General features: G+C 67.1%; 15 protein-coding genes and 1 pseudogene. 12 read left to right on the top strand and 4 right to left on the bottom strand.

Going from position 1 to position 16,871, the window contains the following annotated elements; translation table 11 throughout:
• A pseudogene (locus BCF74_RS17560) lies at positions 1-214 on the bottom strand (hypothetical protein); the annotation flags it as partial.
• Between the two features lie 20 nt (positions 215-234).
• Here BCF74_RS17560 and BCF74_RS17955 point away from each other — a divergent pair.
• From BCF74_RS17955 to BCF74_RS10695, 7 genes are all read left to right on the top strand, one after another.
• On the top strand, positions 235-474 hold the full coding sequence (locus BCF74_RS17955) for a DUF2188 domain-containing protein (RefSeq protein ID WP_218279245.1): 240 nt from the start codon (positions 235-237) through the stop codon (positions 472-474).
• Between the two features lie 187 nt (positions 475-661).
• Positions 662-2,842, top strand: a complete 2,181-nt coding sequence (locus BCF74_RS10720) for a phage infection protein (RefSeq protein WP_106297949.1) — start codon at positions 662-664, stop codon at positions 2,840-2,842.
• A gap of 239 nt (positions 2,843-3,081) precedes the next feature.
• The gene (locus BCF74_RS17470; protein WP_177426652.1) at positions 3,082-4,230 is read left to right on the top strand and encodes a hypothetical protein; all 1,149 of its coding nucleotides are present in this window, start codon (positions 3,082-3,084) and stop codon (positions 4,228-4,230) included.
• A gap of 714 nt (positions 4,231-4,944) precedes the next feature.
• On the top strand, positions 4,945-5,823 hold the full coding sequence (locus BCF74_RS10710; protein ID WP_245889299.1) for an MT-A70 family methyltransferase: 879 nt from the start codon (positions 4,945-4,947) through the stop codon (positions 5,821-5,823).
• A 232-nt stretch (positions 5,824-6,055) separates the two neighbouring features.
• Complete coding sequence (locus BCF74_RS10705; protein ID WP_106297948.1) at positions 6,056-7,177, top strand: AIPR family protein; 1,122 nt, start codon at positions 6,056-6,058, stop codon at positions 7,175-7,177.
• Positions 7,178-7,294: 117 nt separating this feature from the next.
• The gene (locus tag BCF74_RS10700; RefSeq protein WP_106297947.1) at positions 7,295-9,178 is read left to right on the top strand and encodes an McrB family protein; all 1,884 of its coding nucleotides are present in this window, start codon (positions 7,295-7,297) and stop codon (positions 9,176-9,178) included.
• A complete protein-coding gene (locus BCF74_RS10695; protein WP_106297946.1) occupies positions 9,175-10,542 on the top strand; it encodes a 5-methylcytosine restriction system specificity protein McrC in 1,368 nt (455 codons plus the stop codon). The genes BCF74_RS10700 and BCF74_RS10695 overlap by 4 nt, the downstream gene beginning before the upstream one ends.
• A 262-nt stretch (positions 10,543-10,804) precedes the next feature.
• On the opposite strand, the gene BCF74_RS10690 is transcribed toward BCF74_RS10695, so the two are convergent.
• On the bottom strand, positions 10,805-11,140 hold the full coding sequence (locus BCF74_RS10690; protein ID WP_106297957.1) for a TfoX/Sxy family protein: 336 nt from the start codon (positions 11,138-11,140) through the stop codon (positions 10,805-10,807).
• A gap of 60 nt (positions 11,141-11,200) precedes the next feature.
• Here BCF74_RS10690 and BCF74_RS10685 point away from each other — a divergent pair, with 60 nt between their 5' ends.
• From BCF74_RS10685 to BCF74_RS10675, 3 genes are read left to right on the top strand one after another with little or no spacing between them, the layout of a single operon-like run.
• Positions 11,201-11,842 carry a hypothetical protein gene (locus BCF74_RS10685; protein ID WP_106297945.1) on the top strand — a complete coding sequence of 214 codons (642 nt, stop codon included), beginning with the start codon at positions 11,201-11,203 and terminating at the stop codon, positions 11,840-11,842.
• Positions 11,839-12,432: a hypothetical protein gene (locus BCF74_RS10680; protein WP_106297944.1), complete on the top strand. Its 594-nt coding sequence runs from the start codon at positions 11,839-11,841 to the stop codon at positions 12,430-12,432. The genes BCF74_RS10685 and BCF74_RS10680 overlap by 4 nt, the downstream gene beginning before the upstream one ends.
• Positions 12,429-13,106 (top strand): hypothetical protein, encoded by a 678-nt coding sequence (locus tag BCF74_RS10675; RefSeq protein WP_106297943.1) that lies wholly within the window; start codon positions 12,429-12,431, stop codon positions 13,104-13,106. Before BCF74_RS10680 ends, BCF74_RS10675 begins: the two co-directional genes overlap by 4 nt.
• Here the strand turns inward: BCF74_RS10675 and BCF74_RS10670 are convergent.
• Both BCF74_RS10670 and BCF74_RS10665 read right to left on the bottom strand, forming a co-directional pair.
• Positions 13,090-14,451 (bottom strand): hypothetical protein, encoded by a 1,362-nt coding sequence (locus BCF74_RS10670; protein WP_106297942.1) that lies wholly within the window; start codon positions 14,449-14,451, stop codon positions 13,090-13,092. The two genes, BCF74_RS10675 and BCF74_RS10670, sit on opposite strands and share 17 nt — an antisense overlap.
• 239 nt (positions 14,452-14,690) lie before the next feature.
• Positions 14,691-14,957, bottom strand: a complete 267-nt coding sequence (locus tag BCF74_RS10665; RefSeq protein WP_146132931.1) for a hypothetical protein — start codon at positions 14,955-14,957, stop codon at positions 14,691-14,693.
• A gap of 206 nt (positions 14,958-15,163) precedes the next feature.
• On the opposite strand from BCF74_RS10665, the gene BCF74_RS10660 reads away from it, so the two are divergent.
• Both BCF74_RS10660 and BCF74_RS10655 read left to right on the top strand, forming a co-directional pair.
• A complete protein-coding gene (locus BCF74_RS10660; RefSeq protein WP_106297940.1) occupies positions 15,164-16,027 on the top strand; it encodes a short-chain dehydrogenase/reductase in 864 nt (287 codons plus the stop codon).
• 93 nt (positions 16,028-16,120) lie between these two features.
• On the top strand, positions 16,121-16,843 hold the full coding sequence (locus tag BCF74_RS10655; RefSeq protein ID WP_146132930.1) for a hypothetical protein: 723 nt from the start codon (positions 16,121-16,123) through the stop codon (positions 16,841-16,843).
• Positions 16,844-16,871: the final 28 nt, after the last annotated feature.

Raw genomic sequence — 16,871 nt, 5'->3', positions numbered from 1 at the left:
ACGGGCCGAGCTTCGGCGCGACCCGCGTCGGGGTCTTCCGACCTGGCGGTTCCGCCGACGCCAACGCCTGCCGCACCGTCCGCCGGTGCACCCCATGACGGCGCGCGAGCTCCCGGATCGAGTACTCCTCGACCCGGGCATCCCGACGGATCGCCGCGAACAACTCCACCCGAGACCCCGTCCCGGACACCACCACCGATGCGTTCGTCGCCATAGCTGCAACGCTGGCGCGGGGTGGGGCCAAATCAGACCGTCACACCACCCGACACGCAGACCAGGTGGAGCCACCCCAAGCCGTCATGGTGGGGCCAACTCAGGCTGTCAGAACCAACTCAAGCCGACGCCTACGCCGATGCCAAGAGATTTGCCTCAAACGCAGGTGGCGGAGAGGTAACGCTCCACGGCCGCGACGGGAATATCCGCGACAAGAACACCATCGCCCCCGCAAAGGACCCACGGAGCACGAAGGGCTAGGGGGCGTCCCCCGCCAGAGCAGCCATGTTCGACACCGCGGTGAGACCGGGGCTCGACCCGGCCCGGTCGGACCCCGGTCCCTACGTGAATTACGTCCGTGACTGCCTTGTTGGCCGAGCGCGACCCTTGCCGACGACTCACACCGGTCGATCCAGAAGAGTCGATGGTGCCCTCTAGGTTGGTCACCATGAAGAAGCTGAACGTTGAGTTGAAGAACTGCCACGGCATCCGGGAACTCGACGTGGCATTGAGTTTCGCCAACGGCAACGCCGTCGCGGTCTACGCTCCCAACGGCACGATGAAGACGTCGTTCGCCCAGACGTTCAAGGATCTCGCGACCGGCCAGGAGTCGTCCGACCGCATGTTCCCGACGAGGGAGACCGAGCGGCGCATCACCGACGAGAACGGCAACGAACTGGATCCAGACGACGTCGTGGTCGTGCTCTCCTATGACGAGGAACTGGGTCCCACCGAGTCCACTTCGACGCTGCTGGTTAACCCAGCACTTCGCCGCGAGTACGAAGGGCTTCAGGTTGATCTCGTCGAGGCGCGGGACCAGTTGGTGGCTGCGCTGCGCAACCAATCCTGCACGAAACAGGACGTCATCGGCACCGTGTCGAGGGTGTTTACCCAAGAGGCCGACAAGTTCTTCGAGGCGCTGGCACGTGTCGAGTACGAGGTTGGCCAGCTCGAGGACACCAGGTTCGCGGACCTGCCGTACGACGTGCTCTTCAACGACAAGGTCGGCGCGGCCCTGCGCACCCCCGGGGTCCAGGCACAGTTGGCCAAGTACGTCACCCGACTCAACGAGCTCCTGGACGAGTCCGCGTTCTTCAACCGGAGCTCGTTCACCTTCTACAACGCGACAAACGTCACGAAGAGCCTGGGTGACAATGGCTTCTTCTCCGCGAAGCACTCACTGCTGCTGCGCGACCACGACGGCGACACCCAGCGGACGGTCACCAGCGACGCCGACCTGACCGCGCTGATCGCCGAGGAGAAGAAGCGGATCACGGACGACGATGCCCTCCGCAAGCAGCTCGAAGCGGTCGAGAGAGCCCTGCAGAAGAACGTCGACGCACGCAACTTCTTTGATTTCATCGCGAACCGTGAGGAGCTCTTACCGGAACTAACGAACGTGGGCTCGTTCCAGCAGAAGGTCTGGAAGGCGTACCTCAAGGCTCACGAGGATCTGTATCAGCGCGTCGTGACGTGCTTCAAGAACACGGAGGAGCGCAGGAAGGAGATCGAGAAGCAAGCCGCTGAAGAGAGCACGCGGTGGGAGAAGGTCATTCGGATCTTCAACGACCGCTTCTTCGTGCCATTCCGCCTCAGTGCCGAGAACAAGCACAAGGTCGCGCTCGGCCAGGAGGCCATGCTCAAGCTGGTGTTCAAGTTCGAGGAGGGTGGCGAGTCAAGAGGGGTAGAGAGGGATGACCTGCTCTCTGTCCTGAGCAACGGCGAGAAGAAGGCCCTCTACATCCTCAACGTGCTCTTCGAGATGGAGACGCGCAAGGCAGAGGGTCGCGAAACCCTCTTCGTCATCGACGACCTCGCCGACTCATTCGACTACAAGAACAAGTACGCCATCATCCAGTACCTCAAGGAGATGTCCGAGCACACCGACTTCAAACTCGTACTGCTCACGCACAACTTCGACTTCTTCCGAACGCTTCTCAGCCGCGGCGTCGTGGGCTACAACCGATGCTTCATGGCTCAGAAGGGCGACTCCAAGGTTGTCCTCAACCAGGCTCAGCACGTCAACAACCCGTTCATCCGCGGCTTCAAGATGAACTTCTTCTCCGACGGCATGCAGCGCGTCGCCTCGATCCCGTTCGTACGGAACATCCTCGAATACACCAAGGGCGAGGACGACCCCGAGTACATCAAGCTCACGTCGCTGCTGCACTGGAAGAACGACTCCAGTTCCATCACCAATGGCGACCTCGACCGGATCTTCAATGACACCTTCCCGGGGCAGCAGGGCAAGATGTGGGCTTCGCCGGGCGGTTCGGTGGTAGACCTTCTGATCGAGCAGGCTGACCTCGCGCTCACAGCGCCCGAGGGCGTGAATTTCGAGAACAAGATTGTGCTGTCGATCGCCACGCGAATCCTCGCCGAGAAGTACATGATCGACGAGCTGGCGGACCCGGACTTCACCGGTGGGATCGTGGCGAACCAGACGCAGGCGCTGTTCCAGGCCTTCAAGAACCGCGGCGCTGGCACGCCCGAGGCCGTTGACACGCTCGACAGCGTGGTGCTGATGACTCCGGAGAACATCCACGTGAACTCGTTCATGTACGAACCCATCATCGACATGTCCGACGTCGCACTGCGGGATCTCTACAGCCAGGTCAAAAGCCTCTGAACTGAGACTTGCTCGACGGGAAGCTCGACCGTCACTCTGGACAGATGGCCCCTCCTGTGGCTTTACTTGGTGCCGGCAGTCTGGACTGCCGGTCTCCGAGTCTGAGTACCCACGCGGCGAGGACGTCGAGGACAACTGCCGATGCGGAATCCAGAGAAGCAGTACCTGTTGGTTCGAGATCTCTCTCCTGTCACAGGGCTGGCAGGCGTGGGGTGCATAGCCCGGAACAAGAGATTGAGATGGCTCCCAACAACACGAACGGGGCGCGCCGTGCGTTCCAGCAGGACGCACGTGCGTGGTCGGTCTTCACCGACACGAACTACACCTCGGCGCTGCGGCAGATCAGCTCCCCACTGGCCCAAGGCCTCATAGGCCCACGGGTCAGCGCACGGCGGCTGATATCCGTACTCAACGATCACGAGCTGATCGGCGCTCACGGCGGCGCCCCTCGCCTCAGCGAGCGCGGCATCCGCTCGGACTCGCCGTGGAACTTCAATGGCAAGACCGATTACATCGAGCTCGCCCTCGTCACGGACACGCTGCGGATGTTCACCCCCACGTCAGGTTCCGACACCCCTGAGGTCGGCAGCTACTCCTTGAAGCACACCGTCGAGCAGTTCCTCAGCCCGCATGTCTCGTATGTATCCAACGGTCGGCTGATCTGGGCGGCGGCAGCCCTCGGGCTCCCGATCACGGACCCGGACGGGGCCGGCCCCAACCTCCTGATCGGCGTCTCGGATCGAGAGCATGATTACCTGCGCCGTATGGTCGGCTCCGGCCAGACGCGGCCGCAGGCCAACCACTACCGTCCCACGGGGTACGAGTACCTGCGCACGGCGCTCCCGCAGGCAGCCGCCGGCGACCTCATCGCCAAGCGCTGGGTCCGGCCCGAGATGGTCGCCGAGCCGGCTCCTTTCCACGACTGGCTCATCCAACAGATAGATCGCGACGACATCGTGGGCGACCTTGCCGGCGACTACTTGGCTGGCGTCCGAGAGAGCGGCCACCGCGTCGCTCGCACCGCCGACGAACTCCTAGCAATCTTCCACGAAATCTCCCACTCGACGGGGGCCTACGAGGCCGTGGTCACCTCGATCGCCGAGTGGATGCGGACGGAGCCTGCGCCCGCGCCCATTCGCACCGAGCCTATCGACGGCGCCGCGCACGACCATGGGGGTTGGGGCGCTGGTGCGGGGACTGTGGAGCGGTACGAGTTCATGTGCCCCTGCGGGGACGGAAGGATCATCGAGGAGCACGACAACATCCCTGGCTTCCGCGAGCATGACGTGTGGATCGACTGCGACAAGTGCCGCGAGGAATGGCGCTTCGTCGAAGGCAGGAGTGTTCGGGGCTGGGGTCTGGAACCGGTGGTTGCCAACGTCGCTTGATCGCCCGGCAAAGATGCGTGCCGCACTGACCCGGGGCGACTCGGTGCGGCGGCGAGGGGTCGACTAGCGCGCCCCGAGTAGCGTCCGCTCCTCGGCAGAGTCGGAAGGCCACGGACAGCGTCAGCTTCGCGTCCTGACTTCAGATGCGTCATGGTGAACTCGGGGCCCATGCCTCCAGCCGGAATCCCGAAGAAGGGGACAAGATAGTGAGACGAACGCCGTCTCTGCTTCTTGTCCCGCTGCAGGTCAGAGGCATGACCCGCGGACGAGAAGGGCCGGAACCTACACGGGTGCCGGTTCCCGCACAGCGATGGGCCGCGCGACCACGCGGGCCTTGAGAATCCTGATGCCTCAACCGATAGCGCCAGGAACATCGTGGGTTCCCGGGCTCCCTATGCAGGGTCATGAGAGCCGACGACGGTCCGCTCGGAGGGTGGCCTGGAACCTCGACTGCTCATCAGTCGCCGTTCACGACTTGCCGACGGCTGATCGCAGCGATGGTCCGACGAGGTCCGGATGACGACGCGCAAGTGTGCAGCAGCTTGTTGCATAACTCGGGCTACCGCACCTAGTCAGCGAGCCACGAGCTGCCGTCAGATCGCACAGATGGCGTCCATGACGTGTGTTCAGGGCCATGCCTGATTGTGTACACGGACGACGACGCGCCTCGGCGAAAGATCTAAATATAGATCCGTTTTTGATACGGTCGGTCTCGTGACCGTCGAAACCATCCAGCCCCTCCGTCCCGACTCCGATCCAGCCCCTCTGCCAGAGGTGGTGGGCGGCTTCAAAACCATTCTGGCGGACCCGCCGTGGCGCTTCACCAATCGCACCGGGAAGGTGGCCCCGGAGCATCGCCGGCTGGACAGGTACTCGACGATGACGCTAGCCGCGATCAAGGACATAGATGTCGCCGGCGTGGCAGCCAAGGACGCCCACCTGTACCTGTGGGTGCCCAACGCACTGCTGCCCGACGGTCTGGCGGTGATGGAGGCCTGGGGTTTCCGATACGTGAGCAATGTCGTGTGGGCCAAGCGCCGCAAGGACGGTGGACCTGACGGCCGAGGGGTGGGCTTCTACTTCCGCAACGTCACCGAGCTCCTGCTCTTTGGAGTCCGCGGCTCCATGCGCACGTTGCCGCCAGCACGACGGCAGGTCAACATGATCGAGACCCGCAAGCGCGAGCACAGCCGCAAACCAGACGAGCAGTACGAGCTAATCGAGGCCTGCTCGCCGGGCCCGCACCTTGAACTGTTCGCCCGGTACCCCCGCAAGGGCTGGAGCGTGTGGGGGGATGAGGCTCTCGATGAGGTAGCGCCTCGTGGCAAGGTCCACCGCGGCTACGCCGGCGGACCGATCGTCACCCCGGATCTCGTCCCCTACGAGCGTCTCCAGCCTGATACCCGGGCCGCGGTTGCCGCTGTCCTGCGAGAAGGGTACGAGGACCGGAAGAAGAGCATTCGCGACCTGGCCGCTGAGACCGGCTACAGCATCCAGCGGGTTCGGGCTCTGCTCGACGCGGCCGAGGCGGAGATTCGACCTCGGGGGGCCGCGGGAAGAAGCAGCGGGATAGGTCAGTCCCGCCACGCGTGACGTCCCACCTGCTGTCGATGCGGTCCGCTACTGTTCCTCTTGCTCGACTGCCTTGGGCGCCGCAGCTGCGGCGACCCACCGGATGGCAGCGAACACGACAACAGAATTGGAGGCCCCCATGGGTCAGCACACCAGCAAGCGCAGCTAGCGCCCCCGCACCATCCAGCTGCGATACCAGCTCATTCGCAACACCACGAGTCCCGACGAGCAGGCGACTGGGGTTCGGTCGTACGTGGCGAACCTCTCGGCCCTCGAGATCGTCGACCTCGACACCAGGGACAACCTCAGGAACTACATCGCGGAGTACAGCGCCAACAAGCGCAACCGCGTTCATGAGTCGATCCGAAACACGATCCTCACGGAGCCCCAGCGCTTCATCACGAGGAACTCGGGCTTCGCGATCTCGGCATCGGACATCAAGGTTGACGACGAAGCGAAGATCGTCACGCTGACGAACGGGTCGATCCTGAACGGAGCACAAACCCAGGGTGAGATCAAGCGCTGGATCCGCGAGCTGTACCCCGACGGGATCGAGGAACTCGCCTCCCAAGCGCCCTTCTACGTGCGGGCGGAGATCATCGTCGACCCCGACGATCAGGAGGTCGTTGAGACGGCGATCGCTCGCAACACGGCCACCCCGGTCAAGTCCATCTCTCAAGCCGGCGCCCGTGGGCACCTCAACGAGCTGCAGTCCAGCATGCAGCGGCACAAGCCCGGCTTCCGCATCCAGATGAGCGAGACCGACGACCCGGCGCAGGCGTTCGACACTAGGAAGCTGCTCCAGTACACAAGGCTGCTGATGCCCAGCTCGGTGTCCCAGAACGCGTCTGACTCCGAGAAGGTCCGGGCCTACAAGATGGCTGAGCAGTGCCTCACGGACTTCTCCCGCTGGCACGACGCGAAGGACTCGGACGCCGCAGCCAAGAGGAAGTTCGACTTCGCCGTCCAGATGGCCCCGGTCGCCCTTGAGGAGTACCGCTTCTGGGAGACCCACCCGGCATGGAACGGGCAGCGGGTGTGGGAGGAGACCCGGAAGGGCCGTGCCTGCCGGCGCGACACCACCGGAAAGATCGTCTGGGTCACACCGGCCCTGGTCTTCCCCATCCTCGGTGCGATGAGCGAGTTCGTCGTCGAAAAGACGCCCGGGGTCTGGTCGATCGAAAAGCCTGCGATCTTCAAGCCCGAAGAGATGATCGCCAGAACCGTGCAGCAGTTCCGCGGGGTCGACAGTGACCCCATCCTCATGGGACGAAGCCCTGGTGTGTACGACGCCCTGCGGATCTACCCCGCCACGCTCGTCGAGGTCATGAGAGACGTCAACGACATGAAGGACGCCAAGCCGGCTGCCGTGTGAGGCACGACCGCTAATGCTGGCCCGGGTCGTGAAGAACCCGGGCCGGCATTGCGTTTCCAAGAGGCCCCGGACGAAGATCGACAGCTGTTCGGGGACCCGGTCGGGCATAGTGAGCCCGTGAGCCCATTCCCCACGGTCGGCAAGATTTCCTTCACCAAGTACACCCAGCCCGACGAGGCGATCGCCAAGCTAGCCACTCTCGAGCCGGGGGTGACAACAGCTGGCGAGGTCGAGGCCCTGCTGGATAACGGGGGCAGCACGCCGAAGGAGTTGTACAACGACATCATCAGGTACGAGCCGCCGGTCGTCAGCGACAGTGATTCCTCGCGCTCCGGCGTGGTGCTCGACGACGAGCTGCTGCGCGCCTGCCGCGAGGGACGCCCCGAGGCAGGCTTGTTGCTGTGGTGTGCGCTGAACATCGCCGACCGCCGCCTGGACCGGATCACCCGCACCATCCTGACCGACCCGACCGGCAGGCTTCGTCCGGAGATGATCAACCGCGTCAAGCTTCAAGAGGCGCTCTCGACCGAGGCGACCAGCACCGGCCAGACCGATTTCCCCCACGACGACAAGAGCACCACGAACATTCTTCGGCTGACCGACAAGTGCGGCCTGCTGGTTCCCCGGCAGCGCGGCGCCTCAATCATCGGCTTGGAACGCACCCTACCCACCCGCCAGGCGGTGCCGCCTCTGATCACCATGCTGGGGGAGAAACTGGCCCAGTACCAGCTCACCCCGACCGACGGCGCAGGCGTGGACTTCGCTCTCGGAATCGGCGCCAACCACTGGCTCAACCTCACTGCCAACGAGTTCCGGGTCGCCGCGGCCGGGGACGCCGGCGAGGTGAGGCCAACCTCTCAGCGTGGGCCCCTGCCGGATGACCTCACCGAACTGGCCGACCTGTTGCACCGGCGACGACAGGTAGTTCTCCAGGGCCCCCCCGGTGTCGGCAAGACCTACCTGGCGAGACGCTACATCGACTGGGCGACAGCCGACCGTGCCGAGGAGAGCCGACTGCAAGGCATCCTCTCGGACCTGCCTGCGAATGAGCGACGCCCCGAAGACATCGCCGCCGAGATCCTTCGCCGCGGACTGACCACCGTGTGGGACATCGTCCAGTTCCACCCCGGCTACGACTACACCGACTTCGTGCGGGCCCTGGTCGCCGAGCCCGTCGACGGCGGTGTCGCCTTCACTCCCCGACACAAGATCTTCAGTCTGATGGCCGCAGTAGGCCAAGAACTCGACGCACTTGACTCGAACATCGAGCCGGTCCTCATCCTCGATGAGATCAATCGAGGCGACATCGCCAACATCTTCGGCGAACTCCTCTACGCCCTCGAGTACCGCGACGAGCCCGTGGCCACCCCGTACACCGTGGATGGGCACGCCTCAATCACAGTGCCCGCCAGCCTCGCCCTGATCGGCACCATGAACACCGCAGACCGATCTATCGCCGTCATCGACTACGCCTTGCGTCGCAGGTTCGTTTTCCTCGATCTACCGGCTACGCCCGGACCGATCTCAGCGCACGCATCGTATTCGACGGATAGCGTGAAACAGGCCGCCATGCACCTATTCAAGGTAACGGAATACGCGCTGGCCGCCACCTCGCCGGGGCTGCGAGTCGGCCCGTCCTACTACCTCGTTGACGCCGACGACGAGGCTGACGGACTGGAGAAACTGGCCGCCCGCTACGTCTACGAAGTATTGCCATTGCTCCGGGAGTACGCCCTCGAGGGCGAGCTCGACGAGGCTAACCTGTCGGCCCTGACCTCGCCCCTTGGCCTCGACCGGAACCTCACCCAACGGGAGGCTGTCGCCTCCCTTGCCACGATCCTGAAGGCTCTGGCGACGCTCCCGCCCGCCTCACCTACCGCAGCCAGCGAAGACGACATGAGCGACACCGGGGGCCTTGGAGAGAAAACCCAAGAGTCCGAGAGCGACAGCGCCACTGAGAACGGCGACTTGGCTGAGACCGGCGCGAGCGAGGCGCATTGAACGAGACCGACCGCATTCTGACACTCACCGAGCACCGATCCGCCGACTTGGAGGATGAGTGGGTGCAGGCCGTTCCGGCGTCGTTCTGGGAGCAGACCAAAGCCAACGTGACACGCGTCCCCGGCCAAGCCGAGTGGAGGGTTCTCGCCGACGCGTACGTCGGCGTCGCGCGCGTGAAGACCGATCTCGGGCACCTCGCGGTGCACATCAGCCCAAAACTCGACCGGTGCGACACCTTCTTCTTGGCCGATTATGCCTACGGACAACACCACCAGCCACTGCATCGGCTGCCCGGCGAGCAGGCCCTGGTCGACCAGGTCCGCAACGACCCGGCAGCTTGCCTCCTTCTGTGGCACGTGCTGGCGATCCACCGTTTCAGCGCCCGCTGGCTGCAACGGGACCAAGTCACGGTCACCAGAGATCTGCACGGCAAAATCAAGGGCTCCATCCAGTTGGGTCGCTACATCACCAAACATGTCGCCCTTGCCGATGCCGCAACCATTCCTTGCCGACTACGCGAACGCACCCAAGACACTCCCAACAACCGCATCCTCAAAGCAGGGCTGCGCCGGGCGGCGCTGCTCGCCTTGAACTTGCCGGTGCCCGGTGCCCGCCGTGCTGTTCGGACGGCCGTGAACGCTGCCCTCCCCCGCTTTGCCCAGGTCGCTGACGTTTCCGGCAGCCCGCGCGACCTCCGAGGCACCTCCACCACAGGCCCGCAGCGGCACTACGCCGAGGTCCTCCATGCCACTATCGGATTCCTGCACGGAAACTTCCTCAGCGGCGAGCTCGGCTCAACCGGCACGACGGCCTTTCTGTGGAGCATGCCCACCCTGTTCCAGGAGGCCCTGCGCGGCGTCATCTCCGAAAGCACCTCACTGCGACTGCTCGAAGACGTCCCGGTTGCCACGATCCACGACGCGCAGGGCACCCAGCGCTCCTCCTCCAAGGTCGACCCTGATTACGTGGTTGTCACAGCCAAAGGCTCGACACTGCTCCTGGATGCGAAGTACAAGAACGCCGCCACGATCAGCTCATCGAACGATCTGCTGGAGCTCCCTGGGGCACGGCTCATCCGCGTCCCCCGCAGCGACATCTACCAGATGGCCGCCTACCGACAGCATGACCGGTGGGCCAAACCGGTCGGCGCGCTCGTCTACCCCATTAGCCTCCACGCTGGGGAGACTCTCCCGGCACCTCACCAAGTACGTGGCTTCGGAGCCCCGATCTACATCTACTTCGTCGATGTCGGCCCGAACGCGAGGGCAAACCTTCCCCGATTCCTTGAGCACACCGTAACGCTGGCCGAGGGGAGCGCAGACGTCGAGCGTGCGCTCGAGAGTGCACCGACTCGGCTGGGATGACCGAGGCCCTCCGTCTCACACCCCATCATGAGAACCGGGCTCAGGTGCATTGGCAAACTTATGACTCCTCCTGGCACGCCGCTGACCCGCGGCCAGTTGGGCAGCAATGCTGCCCCACAACTCGCGCAAAATTGGGCAGAAACCTGCTGCCCAAACTCGCACGCACCAATTGGGCCCACAACATGCAGCCCAGTCTGTGACGGCCGGCTCATCGGCCGAAAGATCGCGCAGGAGGCTCCACCGGGTCGTCCGGGCGGGCGCGCTACTCCTTCGGCGGGAGGGAGCGGGCGAAGTCGGCGCCGCGCTCGACCCACTCCTCCAGAGCCGCGTCGCCCTCGAGAACCGACTGGTCCACGAGCAGCCAGCCCGCCATGCTCCGGCCCTTCATCTCCATGCGCTCGACTCCGGCGCGAGCGGTGAGCGCCTCGGACTCCTCGGGATCGACGCGCACCATGAGCGCGCCCCGGCTCGCGGCGGCCACGCCCATGCTGCCGCCGAACATGAACCCGAGCCCGCCGAACATCTTCCGTTCCGTGACGTCCGGGTCGCCACCGACGATCTCCCGGACCCGCTGCGCCAACACCTCGTCATAGGCCATGCGAGCCATGGTGCCGCGAACCGGCACACCCGGCATACGAAACTCCCTAGAATCCGGACCATGGGGGAGTCGAGCACCACGGCCCGCGGGGTCATCGGGCGTGCCCGCGACTTCGTCACAGGTCGCCCGACGAGCCAGAAGGTCGGCGGCGGAGTGGCAGCCGCTTTGCTCGCGACCGCGCCGTTCGGCGGCCTGTCCCGCGTGCCGGAGCCGGCGCCCGACCCCATCCGCCTCGGCGAGCCGATCGAGATCGGCCCCTACCGCGTCACCATCGACCAGGTCGTCGAGCTGCCCGACCTCGAACCGGCCGTGCGTCCCGGCCCCGACCAGCGGGTCATCGTCCTCGACGCCACGGTGAAGAACACGAGTGACCGGCCCGACTACGCCGTCCTGCTCCTCGACCAGCTCAGCATCAGCGGCGGCGGTACCGTCACCGACGACAACAAGGACGGCGCATCGGACGACCCGACCGCCGTCGTGGTCGCGGACGCCACGCGGGTCAGCGTGGTCAACCCCGGCGTCGAGTACCGCCTCGCCCTCACCTTCGTCACCGAGGGACCGTGGGACGGCGACACCGTCACGGTGCGGGCGAACCGGCTCGAGTTCGTCGCGGAGGACCCGCTCACCCTCGACAACGACACGTGGCGCGACCGCGGCGGCACGCCCTACGAGGGCGCCCTCGCCCTGAAGAGGCGATCGTGAGGCGGGCAGCCGCGCTGGCGGCCTTCGTCATCGCCGCCATGGCGCTCGGCCGGGCCATCACCGACCTCGTCCCGACGGGGGCGGCGGTCGACACCCCCTTCACCGTCGAGGGTCGCGTGGGCGAACCGGTCGACGCGTCGTTCGCCGAGGTCGAGGTGACGAAGGTCGCGGTGACGCCGACGATCATGGGCAACCCGGCCACGAAGGCCGGAGGGCGCTGGGTGGTCGTCGACACGCGCATCACGGCCCTGCGCCAGCCGACCGTGCTCTACGGGGCCACGCTCGTCGACGCGTCCGGCACCCACCACCTCGCGTCGGTGCGGGGCGCGGACTGCACCGAGAACCCCAGGCTGCCCACCGGCATACCGTGGACCGGGTCGTTCTGCTTCGACATCGAGCGGTCGGCGCTCGATGGGGCGCGAATCCTGTTCTCCCGCGGTGCTTTCGGGGACAACGGCGACGGGTATCGGCGTGACTCCGTCGCAGACATCCACCTCGGCCTCGAGGACCCCGACGCCCTGTGGGAGCAGACCGAGGCGGTCAACGTCGCCCCCGCGATTGTCGGCACCGAGCAGGAGGACGCGCGATGAGCGACGAGGTCGTCCCGCCGTCGCCGACCACAGCGGCACCCGGCGGCGAGCCCGCACGCCGGCCGAGCCGGTGGTGGATCGCGGGCGTGCCCGTCGCCGTCGCGCTCATGCTCGGCGCCTCGGCCTACCGCGTCGACACCTTCTGGTTCCAGAACGACCTGCACCGCCAGACCGCTGTCGCGGAGCCGGGCGACTGGGCCGAGGTGACCTGGGAGTACGAGGACGCGGTAGGGGCGACGCAGCGCACGTTCGCGGTGCGGTTCGCCGGCTGGGGTGACACCGCACGCGACATCACGGGCCGCAGCATCGACGACGTCGTCCTCCCCGACGGGACCACCGCCCGACAGGTGAGGCTCGAGTTCCGCGCCGCGCCCGACCAGGTCATGAGCGGCTGCGTCGTCGAGCTCGTCGACGCCACCGGGCGACGGTTCGAGACGGGCACACCGGGCACCTATGTCGGGTCGCGCAACCCGTGCGTGCCCGAGGAGTCGCCGGGACCGTCGGCTCCTCTCCTCGAGGGAGAGCGTCGCGGCGTGCTTCCGCCCGACACGTCACCTCGCCCCGAGATCTGGACGGCGACGCCCTGGGTGGCGACGCCCGAGGACGCCCGGATCGTCGAGGTCAGGGTGAGCTACGGCAGCCCCGACTACCTCGCGCTCAGGACGCCGGACTGACCGCACCGTGGGCCGCGGCAGACTGCGACGCCGGTCCCGGCGCCGGCTCGTCGCCGGGACGCAGCTGCGGGCCGAGCAGCCAGTCGATCGCAGCCGCGAGCAGGGCGGCCGCGAGGATCATCGTCAACGCCAGCCCGACCGCATTCTCCATCGGGGAGAACGCGAGCCACGTGTTCGTCGGGACCGGCCCGACGACCCACCGGACAAGCTGACCGAACAGCCACGGCAGGCGCAGCACGATGAGGAACGCCAGCGAGAAGGTCGGCATCGGGACCAGCCCTGCGGTCGCCATGAGGCGCAAGCCGTTCCAGAACGCCGACCAGCGCTCACGGATGTCGGCGACGAGGCCGCCACCGATGCGGCGCACCGGCTCGGGAATGCGGTTCACGCGCCGTGCCACGTCGCCCGCCAGGCCCCCGGCGCCGTCCTCACGCTCCTCCGGCTCCGGTGGCGCGAGCTTGTGCCCAAGGACGACGGCCCCGACGGTGAGCCACGCCAACGGCACGATGACGACGGCGTCGATCGCGCCGAGCAGCCCGAAGAGCCACGTCGTCACGGTGTCGACCGGGTTGGCGAACGGACCAAGCGAGGTGACCACGCGGTCATACGTCTCGACGACGGTCTCGGACGCGCGGCGGCTCTGCACCCAGCTCACGGCGGCGCCCTGGATCTCGGTGACCTTCTGCGCGACCTGCGAGGTGTAGTAGACCTCGACGAGGGCACCGACGAACGCGAGCGCGAGGAACTTCGTCGTCGACTCGAGCTTGCCGAGGGCGAACCGCAGGACCCAGGCGATGGCGACGATGACGAGGATTGTCTGCGCGTCCCAGATCGCGAGCCGACTGCCGAAGTCGACGTCCGGCGGGTTCGCGAGGTCGAACTGGTTGAACTCGTCGAAGGCCGCCTCATTGGTGAACCGATAGAGGTCCTCCTTGAGCAGGCCGTAGGAGACGTACACGGCGAGGAACGGCACGAGCACGCTGACCGCGACGTCGACGAGCCGCAGCTCGCGCCCCTCGGTCACGGCCTCGCGACCCGGCTCGCGGGCGAGCGCGCGCACGTTGGGCAGCGAGCCGCGCGTGAGGTAGAGCATCGCGATCATCGCGCCGAGGAAGCCGAGCGGCGCGAGGACGAGGATCAGCTGGGCGACGAACGCGTTGTGGTCGCTGACGATGACGGCGAGCCAGAGCGCCCCGTTGCGCACGGTCAGCCCGAGGCACGCGATGACGACGAACGGCGCCCAGTAGCGGCCGAGGATGCGCGCGGCCGACACGAGCACCGCCGGGATGTCCCGCACCCGCATCGGCTGGCTCATCGGGTTGGTCGGGTTGCTCGCCCCTGCCATCGCACCCCCTCGCGCTCGTCGCCCGACCTCCAGCAGGCGTCCCGGCCGAGCATACCGATCCGTATGCCGTCCGCTCGCGTCTTCGGCAAACCTCGCGTCCCAGCGATGTCGCCGTCACGGGTGGGGCTCACGGTCGTGGGGTTGGCGCGCTGGCGCGGGAGTTCAGTAGGGCGCGCGCAGACCTGGGAACATCGGGAAGTGGCGCACGTTCTTCGTCAGCAGCCTCGCCCCGAGGACCGTCACGTGCTGTGGCCCAGTCGCGAACCCGACCGCAGTCGCTCGACCCATTCGCGCCCCTCGATGTCCACATCACCCCAAGCGCCGAAAGCCACGTCGATCGCAGCGAGGTCGGCGTCCATGCCCCGATCCGTGGCGTAGGTTCTCGTGATCGCATCGCCCACGAGGGCGGACATGGACCGACCCGTGCGGGCCGCCTCCGTATCGAGAAGCAACCGCTCCGCGTCGGAGAGAAGGACCTCGATGCGCTGCACCATGCTGTCAGTCAACACCACCTTCTCAGCCGTACGAGGTCGCTGCCCTGCTGTCGACGGCCGGCCACAGCACCGTCACGGCGCTGCGCGCCCGGCGACGCGAGGTGCCCCACCGTGAGCGAAGCCGCACCGGCGAAGCCTTCACGCGGCATACCGAACGCTCGTAGCCTGCGGTGAGCGGTCCCTCACCGCGCACGCACCCGTCGAAAGCAGGCCCACCGATGCTCCGTCGCACCCGTCTCGACCTGCCCGGTCGCACGGCCCTCATCACCGGCGCCGGGAGCGGGATCGGAGCAGCGACCGCCAGCGCCCTCGTGTCCCGCGGCGCGCAGGTGGCCCTGGTCGACCTGCCCGGCGGCGACCACCACACCCTCGCGGCCGCGCTCGGCGACCGGGCCATCGCGCTCGACGCCGACGTCACCGACCTTGCTGCGCTCGAGGCCGCCGTCGCGGCGACGCGCGAGCGCTTCGGCAGCCTCGACGTCGTCCACGCCAACGCCGGGATCGCCGCCCGCCGACCCGCGACCGTCGCGGGCACGTCCATCGAGGAGTTCGAGCGGATCGTCGAGATCGACCTGCTCGGCGTGTGGCGGACGGTGCGGGCCGCCCTGCCGGCGGTCGTCGAGGCGGGCGGGCACGTCGTCATCACCGCGTCGATCTACGCGTTCGTCAACGGCATGGTCAACGCGCCGTATGCCGCGTCGAAGGCGGCCGTCGAGTCGCTCGGCCGCTCGTTGCGCGCCGAGCTCGCGGGCACGGGCGCGACGGCCGGCGTCGTCTACCCGGGGTGGGTGCAGACACCGATCATCGACGCCTCCTTCGACGACCCGACGGCGGGCCAGCAGCTGCGGCTGGCCTTCCCCGGGCCGCTGCTGCGTCCCGTGACACCGGAGCGACTCGCGGACGCGATCGTCGACGGCATCGAACGCCGCGCGCCGCGCACGATCTGTCCGCGTCGCTGGGTCCCGGTCTCGCTGGGCCGCGGTGTCGTCAACGTCGTCACCGACGCGGTGCTCGACCGTCATCGCCGTATGCAGTCCCTCACCCGCGAGATCGACGCCCGCGACGAGACGGGCCACCGGTAGGGCTGGTCGGTGACGGGGCCGATCGGTGCCACGGCCGGTCGCAGCGCGGGACGGTTCCCGCCGCGCCGCCTCGGCTCCGTAAGATTCGACGCCGTGAGACGTGCCAGCCCCGACCCCGGCAGCGGGGTCTTGCGTGCTGCCGTGCTGAGCTGGCTCGCCGTCACCCTCTCCGCGATCGCCCACCTCGTCTCGGGCGGCGTCGGTGTCGCGCCAACGTCGATGCTCTTCCTCGCCCTGGCCCTCGTGGCAGTGGGAACTCCGTTGTCGCGCAACGCCTTCCGGCTCTCACAGGCCGCGCCGGTGCTCGTCGGCCAGCAGCTTGCCGCGCACGTCGTCTTCAGCCTCTCCGGGAGCCACCACGGACAGGTTCGGCCGACCGCCCGGCTCGCGGCCGCCCTCGACAACCCGCACGCAACCCACCCGGCCGGGGCACCGACGCCCGGGTCCGCCGGCTCCCTCACGACGAGCGGCGCGGCATCATCCGGGATGTCCGGCTTGCTGCCGTCACCCGGCATGCTCGTGGCCCACCTCGTCGCCGCCGTCGTGATCGCGGACGCCCTCGCCTCGGCCGAGAGGGGCTCCACCGAGCTCCTGCTCCTGCACCGCGGACGCTCCTGGCTGAGGCTCTGCCTCACCGATCTCGGCGCGTATGCCGCCGCGTTCCGCGCGCTGTCCCTCACCGGGACCAGCGTGGCCGAGGCGGTCCGTACCCGCCGGCTCGCCGCGACCGTCCGCAGCGTCCCCACCGTCGCCGCCGACGTGTGGCTTGCTCCTGTGCCGCGGCGCCGCGGACCGCCCGCCCTGCTCCCTGCCTGAACGCAGACCCACGCGCAGCCCGCGCAAC

Origin of the sequence: Knoellia remsis (assembly GCF_003002895.1) — a bacterium.
Lineage (GTDB): Bacteria > Actinomycetota > Actinomycetes > Actinomycetales > Dermatophilaceae > Knoellia > Knoellia remsis.
Note: the sequence above shows the minus strand (reverse complement) of the source record. Positions and strands in the feature narration are given on the sequence as shown.